The sequence below is a fragment of the Enterobacter sp. CC120223-11 genome (assembly GCF_900215375.1).
Classification (GTDB): Bacteria; Pseudomonadota; Gammaproteobacteria; order Enterobacterales; family Enterobacteriaceae; genus Scandinavium.
This window is the reverse complement of the sequence record NZ_OBEF01000007.1, coordinates 215,365-233,254: the sequence shown is the minus strand read 5'-3', so window position 1 is coordinate 233,254 and position 17,890 is coordinate 215,365. Positions and strand designations below refer to the sequence as shown.

Here is a 17,890-nt window from a genome sequence, read left to right as displayed (position 1 = left end):
AGTGTCACTGCCCGTTTTTCTGTTTGATCATCGCTAAACCTGCGCTTCCTTCCCTGAATTGCCCTTCAATCGTCACAAAGTATCCCACCGCTGCAATTAACGTTTCGCCATAAAAAAGCAGCGGTGTGGTATCACGCAGCCAGGGCGCCACGCCCATTTCCTGCCAGATTTTTTTGAGCTTACGCCCGCCATGACGCCCGACAATATGCAGCGTGCCTGAGGCAGCATAGCGAATGCTCACGGGCTCATCCGCCTCTGGCGCACGAAACGCTTCCCCGGCAACTAAGTGAAGCACTCCGGACCCCGGCAACATCAGCGGCTGGTTCGTATCTGGCCAGGCCTGCTGCGAATAAAGTTCACGATCGTACGCAGAAACCAGCCATAGCTGCTGCTGATAGCGGCGAACGTCAATCCGCCCCAGGCGCAGCAGCGGGGTGGCATCTTCACGTGCGAGGGCCACTTCCTGCCACAGGCGTTCCAGCATTCCACGCGACGGCATCGTCACCTGATGCTGCGCCAGCCAGCGACGCAGAATAGCAGCCCGCCGGATGTCGCTCACCGCCCGCAAGGGGTCAATCGCAATTTGCCCATGCTCCCCCGTTAATGTCGCCAGCTCCTCGGCAAGCAATTCATCCAGAAGCTGCTCCTGTTCACCGCACAACGACGCACTGCGCGCGACGGCCTGAGAAAAGTGTGGCCAGCGTTCGGTGAGCAAAGGGACAACCCGCAGACGCAGGAAGTTACGGTCATAAGCATCGTCCTGATTGCTTTCGTCTTCGATCCAGCTCAGCTGATGGGATATCGCCCAATACTCGAGCGATATCCGCGATTCGTTAAGCAGTGGCCGAAGCAGGCGTGTACCGGCAAAAGCACTGTCGGTTGCCATTGCGGACAACCCCGCCGGGCCGCTGCCTCGCTTGAGCGCCAGCAGCAAAGTTTCGCACTGATCGTCAAGATGTTGCGCGGTAACCAGCACTTCTTCAGGCTGGAGTGCCTCGCGAAAAGCGTTATACCGCGCTTCTCGGGCATGAGCTTCCGTCCCCTTCCCTTCATCAGCCAGCGTAATGTGGACGACACTAAGCGGCACCTGCCAGTTCAGGCAAACCTGCTGACAGTGTGCCACCCACGCATCTGCGTTAGCGCTGATGCCGTGATGGATGTGAATAGCGCGCAGCTGCAAATCCGGCGTAGTTTCCCGCAGAGCCACCAGCTGATGTAAAAGCACAGTCGAATCGAGGCCGCCGCTGAAGGCGACCAGCATGTTTCGGTGCGAAGATATCGCGTTAATGACGGAAGTCAGGTTCATGATCTATTGCTGATATAGCTCCAGCGGCAGGCCGTCCGGGTCATTGAAGAAGGTAAACCGACGGTCGGTGAAGGGATCGACACGAATCGCTTCGCACTTCACCCCGTGATTTTCGAGATGGGCGACCGCCGAATCAATATCATCCACGCTGAAGGCAAGATGGCGCAGGCCGCAGGCTTCCGGACGCGATGGGCGCGCTGGCGGGAAAGGGAAAGAAAACAGCTCGATGGTGTACTGACCGTTAAGTGCCAGATCGCCCTTCCAGGAATCGCGCTCTTCGCGATAGAACTCGCCCTGAAGCGTGAAGCCGAGAATGTCACAATAAAACGCCTTACTGTTGGCGTAGTTGCTGGCAATGATAGCGATGTGGTGAACCTGTTTTAAACCGAGCATGTTTTCTCCTTTGAGGTATCGCAGCACGTTACCTGCGCCAGCCCGCCTGACGCAAGCCATCAGGCCTCTTTTAAGACTCGTACCCGATACACGCCATCCTCGTCGCGCTTCGCGCCGTGAATGTCAGTTTCAAAACCGGGGTAATGACGGCCAATCGAACAGAGCATCAGCAGGAAATCGAGCACGGCGCGGCTCTCCTCGGTGATCATTTCCCCCGGCATCAGCAGCGGCACGCCCGGCGGATACGGCAGGATCATATTGGCCGATACCCTGCCCACCAGCTGTTCGATTTCGATCGTCTCCACTTCGCCTTTGATCTGCCGCTGCCAGGCCTGATGCGGCGTCATTTTCATTTCAGGCAAGACGTCGAACGCGCGCAGCATCAGATGGGACAGCTGGTGCTGGCGAATCAGCTTATGGATCCCCTGCGCCAGATCCTGAATGCGCATGTTGCGATAGAAGTCAGGATCTTCGGCATACAGATCCGGCAGCATGTTTTTCACGCGAAGATTCAGATCGAAGGATCGTTTGAACTCCGTCAGACCACGCAGCAGCCCCATCGCGCGGGTTTTGTCGATGCCGATGCTGAACAGGAATAGCAGATTATACGGCCCGGTTTTCTCAACAACGACGCCGCGTTCATCAAGGAATTTCGCCACCAGCGCCGCCGGGATCCCTTCGTCGCTCATAGTGCCCTGCTCATCCATCCCCGGCGTCAGAATCGTGACCTTCACAGGATCGAGGAACATATGATCGGCGTCGGCATCAGTAAAACCATGCCAATCTTCGCCCGGCGATACTGGCCAGCACACGGCTTCATCCACATGCTCAGGCTGCCAGATATCGAAGAACCAGCCGTCAGACTCCTCGCGCAGACGCTGCACCTCTTTGCGGAAGTGCAGCGAGCGCTCCACAGAGCGGTTAATCAGCCGCCTGCCGGAATTTCCGCGCAGCATCGCCGCCGCCGTTTCAATCGAGGCGACAATCGGGTAGCTCGGCGAAGTGGACGTGTGCATCATAAAGGCTTCGTTGAAGGTGTCTTCGTCATAGTCGCCTTTGATGTGAATAAGCGACGCCTGCGACAGCGCCGCCAGCATTTTATGCGTCGACTGCGTTTCGTAGATAACCTTCCCCGGCACGCGCTCGCCGCTCATGCCGCTTTTCCCCTGATAAATCGGGTGGAAGTGGGTATAGGGCACCCAGGCAGAGTCAAAGTGAATCGACGGCACGTCCAGCGTGTCTTTAATCCAGGTGGTGTTATAGAGCAGGCCATCGTAGGTCGAGTTGGTGATCACCGCATGCACCGGCCATTTCGCCCCTGCGGTTGCAGCCACTTTTTGCGAAATGATGTCGCGGGTGAATTCACGCTTCGGAATGCCACCCAGGATGCCCAGCGCATTGCGCGTTGGCTTCAGCCACAATGGAACGACATCACTCATCATCAGCAGATGCGCCAGAGACTTATGGCAGTTACGGTCGATAAGCAGCGTGCTTCCCGCCGGGGCCGCGTACATACCCACAATTTTGTTCGACGTTGAAGTGCCGTTGGTCACCATGTAGCTCTGCTCTGCGCCAAAGGTGCGGGCGATGTACTCCTCGGCCTCCAGATGCGGGCCGGTATGATCGAGCAAAGAACCCAGTTCCGTGACTGAAATCGACACGTCCGACTTTAACGTATTGCCGCCAAAGAAATCGTAGAACAGGCAGCCGACCGGGCTTTTCTGATAGGCCGTCCCCGCCATATGGCCCGGCGTGCAGAAGGTGTATTTACCCTCTTTCACGTAGTTAAACAGCGCGCGGGTAAACGGCGGGGTGATGTTATCGAGATATTCTTTGGTGTACTGCCCTATGCGCGTGGCGATGTCTTCCTCCGCGCCCAGCGCGTACTCAAAGAACCACAACGCCATGCGCATATCGTTGATGCTGACGTCGAGCGTCGAATGGGTGTTGATAAAGGCGTACAGCGGCAGGTATTCGTTGAGCTGATTGATATCGCCGCACAGATCCTCGCCGTACTCATCCCAGTCGAAGATAACGCCGCAAATCCGCGGATTTTGCTCAACAAACTTAATGAGATCGGCGCTGTTCTGCGGCCAGATGATTTTAAATCCCTGTTGGGTCAGCGCCGCTTCAAGATCTTTAATCGGCTGATCTTTGTGGTAGACACCGTGCGGGCCCATGATGGCGATAATATTCACGCATTCCTCCTGGAAAAAACCTCCGTTAATCATAGCGCAAGTGAATAGCGGATATAAAAAAAGCCACATAATCTGTGGCTTTTTCGGAGCACTCTTTTTACGCGCTTTTAAGCGTAGCCGTAGCTCATCAGACGCTGATAGCGACGGTTCAGCAGATCTTCGGTGCTCAGCACGTCGAGATCGGCCAAATCGGCCAGAATCTGCGCTTTCAGGCTTGCGGCAATCACTTCTGGCTTACGGTGCGCACCGCCCAGAGGTTCCGGGATCACGGTGTCGATAAGCTTCAGCTCTTTCAGACGCGGAGCGATAATGCCCATCGCTTCTGCGGCCAGCGGCGCTTTGTCGGCGCTTTTCCACAGAATGGAGGCACAGCCTTCCGGAGAGATAACGGAATAGGTGCTGTACTGCAGCATATTCACTTTATCGCCCACGCCAATCGCCAGCGCGCCGCCGGAACCGCCTTCGCCGATGACGGTGCAGATAACCGGCACTTTCAGGCGAGACATTTCACGCAGGTTGCGAGCGATAGCTTCAGACTGGCCGCGCTCTTCCGCGCCCACGCCAGGGTATGCGCCCGGCGTGTCGATGAAGGTCACGATTGGCATGTTGAAGCGCTCTGCCATTTCCATCAGGCGCAGCGCTTTGCGATAGCCTTCCGGTGCTGGCATGCCGAAGTTACGGCGAATTTTCTCTTTGGTTTCACGGCCTTTCTGATGGCCGATGACCATCACCGGACGTCCGTCCAGACGCGCGATGCCGCCCACGATGGCTTTGTCGTCGGCATAGGCGCGGTCGCCTGCCAGTTCGTCAAATTCATCAAACGCCAGACGCAGATAATCCAGGGTGTATGGGCGCTGCGGATGGCGAGCCAGCTGAGCAACCTGCCATGCACCGAGATCGGCGAAGATTTTGCGCGTCAGCTCTACGCTTTTTTCGCGCAGACGATGCACTTCTTCGTCGATGTTAATATCCAGTTTTTCATCCTGACGGCCAACGGACGTCAGAGAATCGATTTTCGCTTCCAGCTCTGCAATCGGCTGTTCGAAATCAAGGAAATTCAGACTCATAGTATTCCTGTATTAGTCAAACTCCAGTTCCACCTGCTCCGACCCAATGAGGCCACGCAGATCGTTGAGTAAACGATCGCTCGGAGAAACACGCCAGGTCGCGCCAAAGCGCAATCGTGCGCGTGCATCCGCCCTCTGATAGTAGAGATGTACTGGAATGGTCCCCGACCGATGGGGTTCCAGAGACTGACGGAGACGGTTTAAAAGCTGGTCATCAATTTGCCTGTCCGTCAGCGAGATAGCAAGCCCGCGAGCATATTTTTCCCGGGCTTCGTCAATATCCATGACTTCGCGGGCCATCATTTTAAGGCCTCCGCTGAAGTCATCAAAGCTGACCTGTCCGCTGACGATGAGTATGCGGTCTTTTTCCAGCAAATGCTGGTATTTATCCAGCGCTTCGGTGAATAACATCACCTCCAGGCGCCCGGAACGGTCATCCAGCGTACAGATGCCGATGCGATTCCCGCGCTTGGTGACCATGGTCCGCGCGGCAATAACGAGACCCGCCGCCATGGTCACTTTACCACGATCGGTCGGATGCATGTCTTTAAGCCTTACGCCACCGGCGTAGCGCTCAATCTCTTTCAAATATTGGGTAATCGGGTGACCGGTGAGGTACAAGCCCAGCGTTTCACGCTCGCCTTCCAGCACCACCGGTTCAGGCCACGGCATACAGCTGGCATACGATTGTTCGACCTGTTCTGGCTCCTCGGCCAGTACGCCGAACATATCTGCCTGCCCGATGGCTTCGGCTTTCGCATGCTGATCGGCCGCTTTCAGCGCATCCGGCAGCGAGTTTGCCAGCGCCGCACGATGCGGGCCCAGCCTGTCGAACGCGCCGGACATTATCAACTTTTCCAGCACGCGCTTGTTCAATTTTTTGGTGTCTACGCGAGCACAAAGATCGAAGAGCTCACGGAAGTAACCGCCTTCGTTTCGCGCTTCGAGAATGGCTTCGATCGGGCCTTCACCCACGCCTTTAATCGCACCGATGCCGTAAACAATCTCACCGTCGTCGTTGACGTGGAAGTGATACAGCCCGGAGTTAATGTCCGGCGGCAGAATCTTCAGGCCCATGCGCCAGCACTCGTCCACCAGGCCTACCACTTTCTCAGTGTTGTCCATGTCGGCGGTCATTACCGCGGCCATAAACTCTGCCGGATAGTGCGCCTTCAGCCATAGCGTCTGGTACGACACCAGCGCATACGCCGCGGAGTGAGATTTGTTGAAGCCGTAGCCGGCGAATTTTTCTACCAGGTCGAAGATCTTCATCGACAGTTCGCCGTCGACGCCGTTGTTCTTCGCGCCATCTTCGAAGGTGCCGCGCTGCTTGGCCATCTCTTCAGGCTTTTTCTTACCCATCGCACGACGCAGCATATCCGCGCCGCCGAGGGTATAACCCGACAGAACCTGGGCAATCTGCATGACCTGTTCCTGGTACAGAATGATACCGTAGGTTGGCTCCAGAACAGGTTTCAGGCTTTCATGCTGCCACTGCACGTCCGGGTAGGAAATCTCTTCACGACCGTGCTTACGGTCGATGAAGTTATCCACCATGCCCGACTGCAGCGGCCCCGGACGGAACAGCGCCACCAGGGCGATCATGTCCTCGAAGCAGTCCGGCTGCAGGCGCTTAATCAGGTCTTTCATGCCGCGGGATTCAAGCTGGAACACGGCGGTCGTTTCCGAGCGCTGAAGCATGTCGAAGCTTTTCTTATCTTCCAGCGGAATGGCGGCAATATCAATTGGCTCCAGACCCTGCTTCGCCCGGCGCGGGTTGATCATCTTCAGCGCCCAGTCGATGATCGTCAGCGTGCGCAGGCCAAGGAAGTCAAACTTCACCAGCCCCGCATATTCCACGTCGTTTTTATCAAACTGGGTAACGGGATGATGCCCGGATTCGTCGCAGTACAGCGGCGCAAAATCGGTAATTTTGGTCGGCGCGATAACCACGCCACCGGCGTGCTTACCGGCGTTACGCGTGACGCCTTCGAGCTTACGCGCCATGTCGATCAGCGCTTTAACCTCTTCATCCGCCTCGTAAATTTCCGGCAGCTGCGGTTCGGCTTCGAAGGCTTTGGCCAGCGTCATGCCCGGGTCGGGCGGCACAAGCTTAGAAATACGGTCGACGAAGCCATAAGGGTGACCGAGCACGCGCCCTACGTCACGGATAACCGCTTTCGCCGCCATCGTACCGAAGGTGATGATCTGCGATACCGCATCGCGCCCATACATATCGGCGACGTGTTCAATCACCTGGTCGCGTTTCTCCATGCAGAAGTCGACGTCGAAGTCGGGCATCGAGACACGTTCCGGGTTAAGGAAACGTTCGAACAGTAGGTCAAATTCCAGCGGATCGAGGTCGGTAATTTTCAGCGCGTATGCGACCAGCGAGCCCGCACCGGAGCCACGGCCTGGGCCTACCGGCACGCCGTTGTCCTTCGACCACTGGATAAATTCCATTACGATAAGGAAGTAGCCCGGGAACCCCATCTGGTTGATAACCTGAAGTTCAATGTCCAGACGTTCGTCGTATTCCGGGCGTTTCTCTGCGCGCTCAGCCGGATCCGGGAATAAGAACTCCAGGCGCTCTTCCAGCCCTTCCTTCGATTTCACAACGAGGAAATCTTCAGTGGTCATCTCACCGGTCGGGAACTGCGGCAGGAAGTATTCGCCGAGGCGAACGGTCACGTTGCAGCGCTTGGCGATTTCAACGGTATTCGCCAGCGCTTCCGGAATATCAGAGAACAGCTCGCACATTTCATCTTCGGTGCGCATGTACTGCTGCGAAGAGTAATTGCGTGGGCGCTTTGGATCGTCGAGGGTAAAGCCGTCGTGGATGGCGACGCGGATTTCGTGGGCGTCGAAGTCACCTGCGTCAATAAAACGCACGTCGTTGGTCGCGACAACCGGCAGTCCGCGCTCTTCGGCGAGCTTCACCGCAGCGTGAAGATAACTCTCTTCATCGGCACGGCCTGTGCGGATTAACTCAAGGAAATAGCGATCCGGGAAGTGCTCTTCGTAAAAGGCCGCACACTGCTCAACCAGCGCAGGGTTTCCGCGCAGCAGCGCTTTTCCGACATCGCCCATCCGCGCGCCGGAGAGTAAAATCAGCCCTTCTTTCTGCTCCACCAGCCAGTCGCGATCGATGTACGGCCCCTGAGCGCCGTAACCGCGCTGGTACGCACGTGAAATCAGCAGCGTCAGGTTCTGATAGCCTTCGTTGTTGGCGGCGAGTACCGTCACCTGCGTCAGCTCATCGGCAAACAGATCGCTCTTAACGTGGAAATCGGCGCCGATAATCGGCTTCAGGCCAGCACCGTGCCCCGCGCCATAGAACTTCACCAGACCGCAAAGGTTGGTGAAATCGGTGATCGCCAGCGATGGCATGCCGAGCGCGGCCGCCTTTTTCACCAGCGGCCCGGTTTTCGCCAGCCCGTCAATCATGGAGTAGTCGCTATGCACCCGCAGGTGTACGAAACGTGGTTCAGCCATCTTCAGTTTCCGCTTAGCTTATTCAGGCAATGCCCAGTGCGCGTTTGACCGGCCCGAAGCTGCGCCGGTGATGTTCGGTGGCGCCATGCAGAGCCAGCTTTTCCAGATGAAAAGCCGTTGGATACCCTTTGTGCTGAGCAAAGCCATATTCGGGGAATGTCTGGTCCAGCGCCGCCATCTCCGCGTCGCGGGAGACTTTCGCCAGAATGGAGGCCGCACTAATTTCTGCCACGCGGCTGTCGCCTTTGACTACAGCCATTGAAGGCACCGGTAACGCAGGGCAGCGGTTGCCATCAATCAGGACATATTCCGGAGGAATGTGCAGGCCCGCAACGGCGCGCTGCATGGCCAGCATTGTGGCATGCAGAATATTGAGTTCGTCGATTTCATGCGGCTCGGCGCGGCCAAGGCTCCAGCTCAGCGCCTTCTCTTTAATTTCATCGAACAGCGCCAGGCGGCGTTTTTCGCTTAATTTTTTAGAGTCGTTCAGGCCGACGATTGGCTTGGCAGGATCGAGGATCACCGCAGCGGTGACAACCGCGCCCACTAAAGGACCGCGGCCCACTTCATCAACGCCCGCCACCAGAGTGGTGTGTGGATACACAAATACGTCGGTCATTGCGCCAGCTCCAGCACCGCATCGGCTGCCTGCTCATCGGCATTGCAGCGGATCTGCTGGTGCAGTTCGCGGAAGGTGTCATGCATGGCGTGGCTGGTTTTACCATCCGCCAGCAGAGGGAGCAGCGCTTCGGCCAGGCTTTCCGGCTGACACTCATCCTGCAAAAGTTCTTTCACCAGTTCCCGGCCCGCCAGCAGATTAGGCAGAGAAACATAGTCGGTTTTCACCAGACGTTTCGCCAGCCAGAAGGTGAACGGTTTCATGCGATAACCCACGACCATTGGGCATTTTGCCAGCATGCATTCGAGCGCCGCCGTGCCGGAAGCCAGCAGTGCGGCATCGCTGGCAATCATCGCCTCGCGCCCCATGCCGTTCAGCATATGGACGTTGAGCTCGGGAGCCACCTCAGCTTTGATTCGCTCGAACTGTTCGCGGCGTTTGGCATTGACCAAAGGCACGACAACTTCGAGGTCCGGATAGTGATTACGCAGCAGCTGGGCCGTTTTCAGGAAATCCGCGCTGAGCATTTCAACCTCAGCCCCACGGCTTCCCGGCAGCAGCGCCAGGCAATGCACGTTGTGAGCAATGCCGAGCGTGTCTCGCGCGGCATTTTTATCGGGATCCAGCGGCATGGCATCTGCCATTGTGTGGCCGATAAAGCGGCAAGGCACGTTGAAACGGTCGTAAAACGCTTTTTCGAAAGGCAGAAACGCGAGCACCAGGTCGGTGGCTCTGCCGATTTTGAAAACGCGTTTTTGTCGCCAGGCCCAGACGGACGGGCTGACGTAGTGAATGGTTTTGATCCCCTGCTTCTTCAGGTTCCCTTCGAGGGTAATGTTGAAATCCGGGGCATCAATGCCGACAAACACATCGGGCTTGAGTTCGGTAAAGCGGCGGGTCAGGTCGGCACGAATATGCAACAGACGGCGCAGACGACCGAGGACTTCAACAATCCCCATCACCGCCAACTCTTCCATTTCGTACCAGGCTTCGCAGCCTTCAGCCTGCATCAATGGCCCCGCCACGCCGACGAATCGGGCGTTTGGAACGCGTGCTTTCAGGGCCCGAATCAGGCCAGCACCAAGAATATCGCCGGAGGTTTCTCCGGCGACCAGGGCAATCGTTAGCGGGCGGTTCTCGACCATTAACGAATCAGACCACGAGTAGAGCGTTCGAAGAAATCAGAGAAGGCTTTCACTTCAGGATGCTGCTCTGCAAGCTCAGCGATTTCCGGTTTAACTTCTTCCAGCGTTTTACCGCTGCGGTAAAGCAGTTTGTACGCATTGCGGATGGCAATGATCGCCTCTCTGCTGAAACCACGGCGCTTCAGCCCTTCGATGTTAACACCGTAAGGCGTGGCGTGGTTGCCCTGCGCGATAACGTAAGGCGGGACGTCCTGTGCTACGCCGGAGCAGCCGCCAACCATCACGTGTGCACCAATGATGCAGAACTGATGGATAGCCGTCATGCCGCCGACAATCACAAAATCGTCCAGAGACACGTGACCAGCGAGCGTGGCGTTGTTCGCGAGGATGCAGCGGTTGCCGACTGTGCAATCGTGCGCGACGTGCGCGTTGATCATCAGCAGGTTGTCGCTGCCTACCTTCGTCAATCCGCCGCCCTGTGTTGTGCCGCGGTGAATGGTGACGCTTTCGCGGATGCGGTTGCGATCGCCAATCTCCACGCGAGTCGGTTCGCCAGCGTATTTCAGATCCTGGTTAACTTCCCCGATGGAAGCGAACTGATAAATTTCATTGTCGCGGCCAATGGTCGTGTGACCGTTAACCACCACATGAGACTTCAGTACGGTCCCTTCGCCAATCGTGACGTTCGGGCCCACAATACAAAACGGACCAATGTGTGCGTTGGCACCGATAACGGCACCCTCTTCCACAATGGCGGTAGGATGGATAAAGGCAGTTTTATCAATCACGTATCAGGCCTCCCGGCTACGCGCACACATCATCGTTGCTTCGCAAACCACTTTACCGTCAACCAACGCCACGCCCTTAAAGCGGGTCAGGCCACGGCGAGTTTTCTCGAAAGTCACTTCCATGATCATCTGATCTCCAGGCACAACCGGGCGCTTGAAGCGCGCTTCATCGATACCTGCGAAGTAATAGAGTTCACCCGGCTCGAGTTTACCGACGCTCTTGAATGCCAGAATACCGGTGGCCTGAGCCATGGCTTCCAGAATCAGTACGCCTGGGAAAATCGGCTTACCCGGGAAATGCCCCTGGAAAAACGGCTCATTTACGGAGACATTTTTAACTGCGCGCAGAAAACGACCTTCTTCAAAATCCAGCACGCGGTCGACCAGTAAGAACGGGTAGCGGTGTGGCAGAAGTTCCAGAATCTCTTCAATGTGCAGAGTATGAGTGTCAGTAGTCAAAATACTCTTCCTGTCTAAAAATACTTAAAGTGCAATAATAACACGGCCTGCCGGATTATAAAAAATCAGACAGGCCGGGAAGGTTGGCGCTTAAGATGAAACGTTAGTCTTGCTGACTGTTTTTACGCTCGAGTGCTTTGAGGCGCTTGCTCATGTCATCAATGTTCATCACCAGCGCTGCGGTTTTACGCCACGCCTTGTTAGGCTGCAGCGGAATGCCGGAGGAGTAGACGCCAGGCTCGGTGATCGGGCGCATTACCATGCCCATGCCGGTCACCGTCACTTTGTCGCAGATCTCCATATGGCCGTTGATGACGCTTGCGCCACCAATCATGCAGTAGCGGCCAATTTTGAGGCTGCCGGCCATGATAACCCCGCCCGCAACGGCAGTATTGTCACCGATGACCACGTTGTGCGCAATCTGGCACTGGTTATCAATGATCACGCCGTTGCCGATCACGGTGTCATCCAGCGCACCGCGGTCGATCGTCGTACATGCCCCGATCTCCACACGATCGCCAATGATAACGCGACCTAACTGGGGGATCTTCACCCAATTGCCGCGATCGTTCGCGTAGCCGAAACCATCCGATCCGATAACGGTGCTGGACTGGATCAGGCACTGCTCACCGATCTCAATTTCGTGATAGACCGAAACGTTCGCCCAGAGGCGTGTTCCGTTACCAATTTGGGTGTTTTTACCCACGAAACAACCTGCGCCAATGCGCACGTTATCACCCAGCACAACGCCGGATTCGATAACCGCATTCGCCCCGATTGAGACGTTTTGTCCAAGCTTCGCCGTGGCATCAACGACCGCGCTGGGCGCGATGTCCTGTGCCGGCTGCGGCGTGGAATCAAGAATTTGAGCCATACGGGCGTAGGTCAGGTAGGGATTTTTCACTACCAGCGCCGCGCTTTTGGCGAAAGGTAAATCGTCCGCGGTCATAACGACGGCGGAGGCCTGGCATGCGGCCAGGTGTTCACGGTACTTAGGATTTACCATGAACGTAATTTGGCCTGCATTAGCGGATTGCATGGACGCAACAGCGGTGATGACGATATCGCCATCACCGTGTAATTCTGCATCCAACTGCTGCGCTAAGTCAGCCAGTCGAATTGAAGGCATTACTTATTTAACCTGTTTCAGCACATCAGCGGTGATGTCTTTCACGTCACTGCTGTTGTAAGCAACGGTATTGGCATCAACAACCAGATCGATTTTCTGGTCTGCCGCTACGCTCTTCACTGCAGCCTGGATACGGGTAACCAGTTTGCCGCGCTCTTCGTTAGAACGACGCGCACGATCCTGCTCAAACTGCTGAGCTTTCTGGGAGAAAGCCTGGCGCTGAGACATGATGTCTTTTTCCATTTTGCTGCGATCGCTGGCTTTCATGGTAGAGCCGTCACGCTGCAGACGCTGCATTTTGCTCTGCAGGTCAGATTCCTGACGCTGCAGATCGCTTGCACGACCTTTGAACTCGTTTTCAAGCGTAGCAGATACGCCCGTTTTCTGAGCAACCTGCTGGAACAGACTACCCATGTTAACAATTGCAATTGTGTCTGCTGCTTGTGCAGACGCGGCCATTGCCAGACCCAGACCTGCAGCTACTAACCACTTTTTCACAATAAAACTCCTTACCATCCCATGAGTGCCCGAAGGCACCGTTCTTTGCGAAGTCACATACAACCACGCGAGTGATCGTCAGATGTCATCGCTACACTGCACTAGCATTCCTTTGCACAGAACAATTACCAGGTTTTACCAATGTTAAACTGGAACTGTTCCGCTTTGTCTCCATCGTACTTTTTAAACGGCTGGGCGTAGGAGAAGACCAACGGCCCCAATGGTGACATCCATTGTAATGCGATACCGGCAGACATACGAATGTTGCCCGGGTCGCCGTAATCCGGCACCCCTGCGGCCTGCATCTGCGCGGTGTTTTCCCAGTTTGTATCCCAGACGGTACCGGTATCCCAGAAGAGAGAGGTACGGACTGAGTTAGCATATTTATCGCTGATAAACGGCGTTGGTACAATCAGCTCGGCGCTGGCGACAGCCATGGCGTTACCGCCGACAGCATCATCAGATTTACACAGCGTGTCGTTACTACAGTTATCCTGGTTTGGTCCGTAGTAGACCGCTTTAGGACCGATGTTGTTCGACTGGAAGCCACGCACAGTGCTGGAACCACCGGCATAGAAGTTCTCATAGAACGGCAGCTCTTTACCGCCTAAACCGTCGCCGTAGCCCCAACGTGTACGACCCAGCAGCACCCACTTGTGATCGTCATCGATCGGGAAGTAGGAAGCCGTGTCCAGCGTCACTTTGTAGAACTCGTTATCGGAGCCTGGAATGGTCACTTTACCGTTCAGATTGACGCGAGAGCCGTCCGTCGGGAAGAAACCGCGGTCAAGATGGTTATACGTCCAACCGTAGTTGAATGTGAAATCATCCGCTGAGAATCCGGCATCATCGTTGGTGGTACTGGTGCCCTGACCAATCGAGTCAAGGTAGCGGTTCATCGCCACCTGCGGCTGCATGTTAGACAGGTCGTTATGCACGTAACCTAAGCCTGCACGCAACGTGTTGTACTCGTTGATTGGGAAGCCCAACGTTCCGTCCACACCATAGCTTTTGTTGGTGTAGGAGGAGAGGTCCGCATCATCTGCTTTGAAGTCATTGTAGAAGATACGCCCGCCGAGGCTGACACCATCCACCGTAAAGTACGGGTTGGTCACAGAAAACTCAGAGTAGGTCTGATAATCGTTCTTGGTGCCGTTGATGCCGACGGAGTAGCCAGTACCCAGCCAGTTATCCTGCTGGACGCCAACCTGGAAGCTGATACCACTTTCGGTACCGTAGCCCACGCCGAAGTTGAAGCTACCGGTGTTACGCTCTTTCACCTTGTAGACAACGTCAACCTGATCCGGGCTACCCGGTACGCGCTGCGTGTCCACATCTACGGTTTCGAAGTAACCCAGACGGTTCAGACGATCTTTACCGGAATCGACCAAATCACTGCCAAGCCACGCGCCTTCCATCTGGCGCATTTCGCGACGCAGAACGGCATCTTTGGAGGTGTCGTTACCTTCAAAGCGAATTTTACGCACGTAGTAACGGTTGCCCGCATCCACGCTGACGTGCAGCTTAACGGTTTTATCCGCATCGTTGATTTCAGGCTGAGACTGAACGTGCGGGTAGGCGTAGCCGTAGCGACCGAGAAGTTTCTTGATGTTATCTTCCATTTTGGTCACTTTGGCGCCGTTGTAAAGCTCACCTGGCTCCACTTTGGTCAGGCTTTCGATCTCCGCAGAGTGGCCTGCCAGGTTCCCGTTCACCTCAACGCCCTGCAGCTTATACTGATCGCCTTCGGTAATGTTGATAGTGATGTAGATACCTTTCTTGTCCGGCGTCAGGCTGACCTGCGTGGAGTCGATGTTGAAGCGTGCATAGCCGCGATCCAGATAGTAGCTGCGCAGGGTTTCAAGGTCGCCCGCCAGTTTCTGCTTCTGATATTTACGATCGCCGACCACGTTCCACCACGGCACTTCGTCACGCAGCTGGAAGGTGGAGATCAGCTCATCGGTGCTGAACGCATGGTTACCGACGATGTTGATCTGTTGAATTTTGGCCGAAACGCCTTCCTGGAAGACCAGCTTGAGGTCTACGCGGTTACGCGGCAGCGGCGTGACAACGGCTTTAACGCTCGCGCTGTACTTACCGACGCTGTAGTAGAAATCTTCCAGGCCTTTTTCGATGTCCCCGAGCGTTGTACGGTCGAGGGACTCGCCGACGCGAACGCCAGAGGCTTCGAGGTTTTGCTTCAGCATGTCATCTTTCACCGACTTGTTGCCGGAGAAGGTGATGCTGGCAATCGTTGGGCGCTCTTTGACCTGCACCAGCAACGTATCACCATCACGCAGAACGCGCACATCCTCGAAGTTGCCGGTGGCAAACAGCGCACGGATGGTGTTACTGATATCTTCATCAGTCACCGTGTCGCCGGGACGAACGGGCATGCTGAGGAGGGCCGCACCAACAGCGACTCGCTGCAAGCCTTCGAAATGAATATCCTTCACTACGAATCCGTCAGCACCGTATACGGTCGCGCTGCCGAAAAGCAGCGACGCTATGAGCAACTTTTTCATCGCCATCGTTATTATGCGTTCTTCCTAACACTCTCGCTTATAAGCGAGAGAAATCATTGAAAAGTGCAAGCCCCATTAACAGCACCAGCAGTATTGAGCCAATGCGATAACTAAAGTCTTGAACTCGCTCGGATACCGGCCCGCCCTTCAGCTTTTCAATCGCCAAAAAGAGCAGATGACCCCCGTCTAAAACGGGTAGCGGGAACAGGTTGATAATGCCCAGATTCACACTGATGAGCGCAAGAAACATCAGATAGTAAATCAACCCAAACTCCGCTGACATCCCAGCCCCCTGAGCAATCGAGATTGGCCCACTGAGGTTGTTCAGTTTTACGTCACCGGTTATCAATTTCCCCAGCATTTGAACCGTCAGCTTCATCAACTGCCAGGTTTTATCCGTGGCCTGGATGATGGCGGCAAACGGCCCGTACTGGCGCACTGTTTTGTACTCATTGGGCAGCGGGATAATTTTTGGTACAACCCCTGCAAACCCTTCAGCTTTCCCTTTACCGGGCTTTGTGTCTGGCGTCAGCGTAACGGACAAGGTACTGCCCTGTCGATCAATCTCGAGCGCCAGCGGCTTCCCGGGATTGTCGCGCACCAGAGTGACAAATGTCATCCACTGAGTCAGTGGCTGACCATCGACTTTAACGATCCTGTCCCCCGCTTGCAAACCTGCTTTTCGCGCAGCGGAGTCGTTTTGCACTTCTGCCAGCACCGGTTCTATCTGCGCACCCTTAGGTCGAATCCCCAGTGACGTAACGGGATCTTCCTTATCGGGCTCAAAAGCCCAGTGGCGCAGATTGAGAATTTTATCCTGACGCTGCTCTGTTCCGAAAGGGGCAACGGTGAGCGTTGTTTGCTCGTCGCCAATTTTGGTGACCAGAGCCAGGCGAACTGCATCCCAATCAGGCGTTTCGATACCATCTACGGCTTTAAGTTCCGTTCCAGGTGCAATTTGTGCTTCTGCGGCAATCGAATTGGGTGTTATTTCATCAATGACCGGACGCACGCCAGGGACACCGATGATAAACACCAGCCAGTAGGCAAAGATGGCAAACAGAAAATTCGCAACCGGACCGGCTGCAATGATGGCGGCCCGCTGACCGACAGTTTTGTTATTGAACGCGTAGTGACGCATTTCCGGCGCAACCGGGTCAACGCGCTCATCCAGCATTTTGACGTAGCCGCCCAGTGGGATAAGGGCGATAACATATTCGGTTCCCTGACGATCAACGCGACGCCAGAGCGCTTTGCCAAAACCAATGGAAAAACGCTCCACGCGGACGCCGCAGCGACGAGCAACCCAGAAATGACCAAATTCATGCACGGTGATCAACACACCCAGTGCAACAATGAATGCCGCCAGATTCCAGAGAATGCTCAGCATAAACCCTTCCGTCAAATCGTCCTGAAGACTAAAAGTAGCAGACAAGCGAAGACCGGAACCGCCGCGGTCAGACTGTCAATGCGATCGAGAATGCCGCCATGTCCTGGAATTAAATTCCCGCTGTCTTTGATACCGGCTTCACGTTTGAACATACTCTCGGTCAAATCACCCAGCACAGAAGCCAGCGCAGCAACCAATGAGCACGTTAACAGCGTGGCGGGTGCAACGTCCAGATTCACACACAGGCCATAAATCCAGGAGATAACGGCTGCAGTGAACAGACCACCGATAAAGCCCTGCCAGGTTTTGCCTGGAGAGACCTTCGGAGCCAGTTTGTGCTTACCAAACAGTTTGCCAAACATATAGGCACCGGAATCAGCGCCCCACACCAGAATCATGACGTAGAGCAGCCAGAGCGCGCCACTGTAGTGGTTCTCATCATAATGCCAGGCGCGCAGCGCCAGCATTCCCCAAAAGAAGGGGATGATGGTCAGCAGACCGAACAGCAAACGCAGCGCTTTAGAGTTGCGCCAAATCGTCGCTGACCCCGGGTAAAAGAGCACCAGCAGCAGCGCCGCAATCCACCACCCCATCGACGCCCAAAGCGCCCCTTCAACCAAAGGTTGATGAACGTTGTGATGATATTCCGGCAGCCAAAAGAGCATCGCGGCAAGGATTAACCCGCAAAGCACCGCCAGCCACACTCGCTGAGAGCGAGTTTTAAAACCGCTTAATTGACCCCATTCCCACGCCGCCAGCATGCACACCACCAGGGTGACAATGGCAAAAGCGACGGGCGGCAGTAAAAACAGCGCCGCGATAACAACGGGTATTAAAACGAAAGCAGAGATCAGGCGATACTTCAGCAAGAGCTACCC

Annotated in this window: 14 protein-coding genes; all 14 read right to left on the bottom strand. The window is 55.5% G+C overall.

Translation table 11 applies throughout. The annotated features are described in order from the left end of the window. Positions 1 to 4: 4 nt before the first annotated feature. The 14 genes from tilS to cdsA all read right to left on the bottom strand — a co-directional run bounded on the left by tilS (position 5) and on the right by cdsA (position 17,881). On the bottom strand, positions 5 to 1,306 hold the full coding sequence (gene tilS, locus CRO87_RS10880; protein WP_097162959.1) for a tRNA lysidine(34) synthetase TilS: 1,302 nt from the start codon (positions 1,304 to 1,306) through the stop codon (positions 5 to 7). Positions 1,307 to 1,309: 3 nt separating this feature from the next. Then, positions 1,310 to 1,699 carry a VOC family protein gene (locus CRO87_RS10875; protein ID WP_097162958.1) on the bottom strand — a complete coding sequence of 130 codons (390 nt, stop codon included), beginning with the start codon at positions 1,697 to 1,699 and terminating at the stop codon, positions 1,310 to 1,312. Between the two features lie 59 nt (positions 1,700 to 1,758). Continuing rightward, positions 1,759 to 3,897, bottom strand: a complete 2,139-nt coding sequence (locus CRO87_RS10870; RefSeq protein ID WP_097162957.1) for a lysine decarboxylase LdcC — start codon at positions 3,895 to 3,897, stop codon at positions 1,759 to 1,761. Between the two features lie 107 nt (positions 3,898 to 4,004). Then, positions 4,005 to 4,964: an acetyl-CoA carboxylase carboxyl transferase subunit alpha gene (gene accA, locus CRO87_RS10865; RefSeq protein WP_097162956.1), complete on the bottom strand. Its 960-nt coding sequence runs from the start codon at positions 4,962 to 4,964 to the stop codon at positions 4,005 to 4,007. A 12-nt stretch (positions 4,965 to 4,976) separates the two neighbouring features. Continuing rightward, the gene (gene dnaE / locus CRO87_RS10860) at positions 4,977 to 8,459 is read right to left on the bottom strand and encodes a DNA polymerase III subunit alpha (protein ID WP_097162955.1); all 3,483 of its coding nucleotides are present in this window, start codon (positions 8,457 to 8,459) and stop codon (positions 4,977 to 4,979) included. A 22-nt stretch (positions 8,460 to 8,481) separates the two neighbouring features. Continuing rightward, positions 8,482 to 9,078 (bottom strand): ribonuclease HII, encoded by a 597-nt coding sequence (gene rnhB, locus CRO87_RS10855; protein ID WP_097162954.1) that lies wholly within the window; start codon positions 9,076 to 9,078, stop codon positions 8,482 to 8,484. After that, on the bottom strand, positions 9,075 to 10,223 hold the full coding sequence (gene lpxB / locus CRO87_RS10850; protein ID WP_097162953.1) for a lipid-A-disaccharide synthase: 1,149 nt from the start codon (positions 10,221 to 10,223) through the stop codon (positions 9,075 to 9,077). The genes rnhB and lpxB overlap by 4 nt, the downstream gene beginning before the upstream one ends. Continuing rightward, complete coding sequence (lpxA, locus tag CRO87_RS10845; protein WP_097162952.1) at positions 10,223 to 11,011, bottom strand: acyl-ACP--UDP-N-acetylglucosamine O-acyltransferase; 789 nt, start codon at positions 11,009 to 11,011, stop codon at positions 10,223 to 10,225. Before lpxA ends, lpxB begins: the two co-directional genes overlap by 1 nt. A 3-nt stretch (positions 11,012 to 11,014) precedes the next feature. Next, positions 11,015 to 11,470, bottom strand: a complete 456-nt coding sequence (gene fabZ / locus CRO87_RS10840) for a 3-hydroxyacyl-ACP dehydratase FabZ (RefSeq protein ID WP_007373234.1) — start codon at positions 11,468 to 11,470, stop codon at positions 11,015 to 11,017. A gap of 103 nt (positions 11,471 to 11,573) precedes the next feature. Next, complete coding sequence (gene lpxD / locus CRO87_RS10835) at positions 11,574 to 12,599, bottom strand: UDP-3-O-(3-hydroxymyristoyl)glucosamine N-acyltransferase (protein ID WP_097162951.1); 1,026 nt, start codon at positions 12,597 to 12,599, stop codon at positions 11,574 to 11,576. Positions 12,600 to 12,602: 3 nt separating this feature from the next. Then, positions 12,603 to 13,097 carry a molecular chaperone Skp gene (gene skp / locus CRO87_RS10830; protein WP_097162950.1) on the bottom strand — a complete coding sequence of 165 codons (495 nt, stop codon included), beginning with the start codon at positions 13,095 to 13,097 and terminating at the stop codon, positions 12,603 to 12,605. A gap of 125 nt (positions 13,098 to 13,222) precedes the next feature. Continuing rightward, positions 13,223 to 15,628 carry an outer membrane protein assembly factor BamA gene (bamA, locus tag CRO87_RS10825; protein WP_097162949.1) on the bottom strand — a complete coding sequence of 802 codons (2,406 nt, stop codon included), beginning with the start codon at positions 15,626 to 15,628 and terminating at the stop codon, positions 13,223 to 13,225. Between the two features lie 31 nt (positions 15,629 to 15,659). Continuing rightward, entirely contained in the window at positions 15,660 to 17,012 is a 1,353-nt protein-coding gene (rseP, locus tag CRO87_RS10820; RefSeq protein ID WP_097162948.1) for a sigma E protease regulator RseP, read from the bottom strand. An 11-nt stretch (positions 17,013 to 17,023) separates the two neighbouring features. After that, the gene (gene cdsA, locus CRO87_RS10815; protein WP_097162947.1) at positions 17,024 to 17,881 is read right to left on the bottom strand and encodes a phosphatidate cytidylyltransferase; all 858 of its coding nucleotides are present in this window, start codon (positions 17,879 to 17,881) and stop codon (positions 17,024 to 17,026) included. Positions 17,882 to 17,890 lie beyond the last annotated feature (9 nt).

What these genes read in the sequence shown, in the direction of transcription:
- tilS (WP_097162959.1), bottom strand. Translation starts at nt 1,306, where the DNA reads ATGAACCTGACTTCCGTCATTAACGCGATATCTTCGCACCGAAACATG.
- CRO87_RS10875 (WP_097162958.1), bottom strand. Translation starts at nt 1,699, where the DNA reads ATGCTCGGTTTAAAACAGGTTCACCACATCGCTATCATTGCCAGCAAC.
- accA (WP_097162956.1), bottom strand. Translation starts at nt 4,964, where the DNA reads ATGAGTCTGAATTTCCTTGATTTCGAACAGCCGATTGCAGAGCTGGAA.
- dnaE (WP_097162955.1), bottom strand. Translation starts at nt 8,459, where the DNA reads ATGGCTGAACCACGTTTCGTACACCTGCGGGTGCATAGCGACTACTCC.
- rnhB (WP_097162954.1), bottom strand. Translation starts at nt 9,078, where the DNA reads ATGACCGACGTATTTGTGTATCCACACACCACTCTGGTGGCGGGCGTT.
- lpxB (WP_097162953.1), bottom strand. Translation starts at nt 10,223, where the DNA reads ATGGTCGAGAACCGCCCGCTAACGATTGCCCTGGTCGCCGGAGAAACC.
- lpxD (WP_097162951.1), bottom strand. Translation starts at nt 12,599, where the DNA reads ATGCCTTCAATTCGACTGGCTGACTTAGCGCAGCAGTTGGATGCAGAA.
- bamA (WP_097162949.1), bottom strand. Translation starts at nt 15,628, where the DNA reads ATGGCGATGAAAAAGTTGCTCATAGCGTCGCTGCTTTTCGGCAGCGCG.
- rseP (WP_097162948.1), bottom strand. Translation starts at nt 17,012, where the DNA reads ATGCTGAGCATTCTCTGGAATCTGGCGGCATTCATTGTTGCACTGGGT.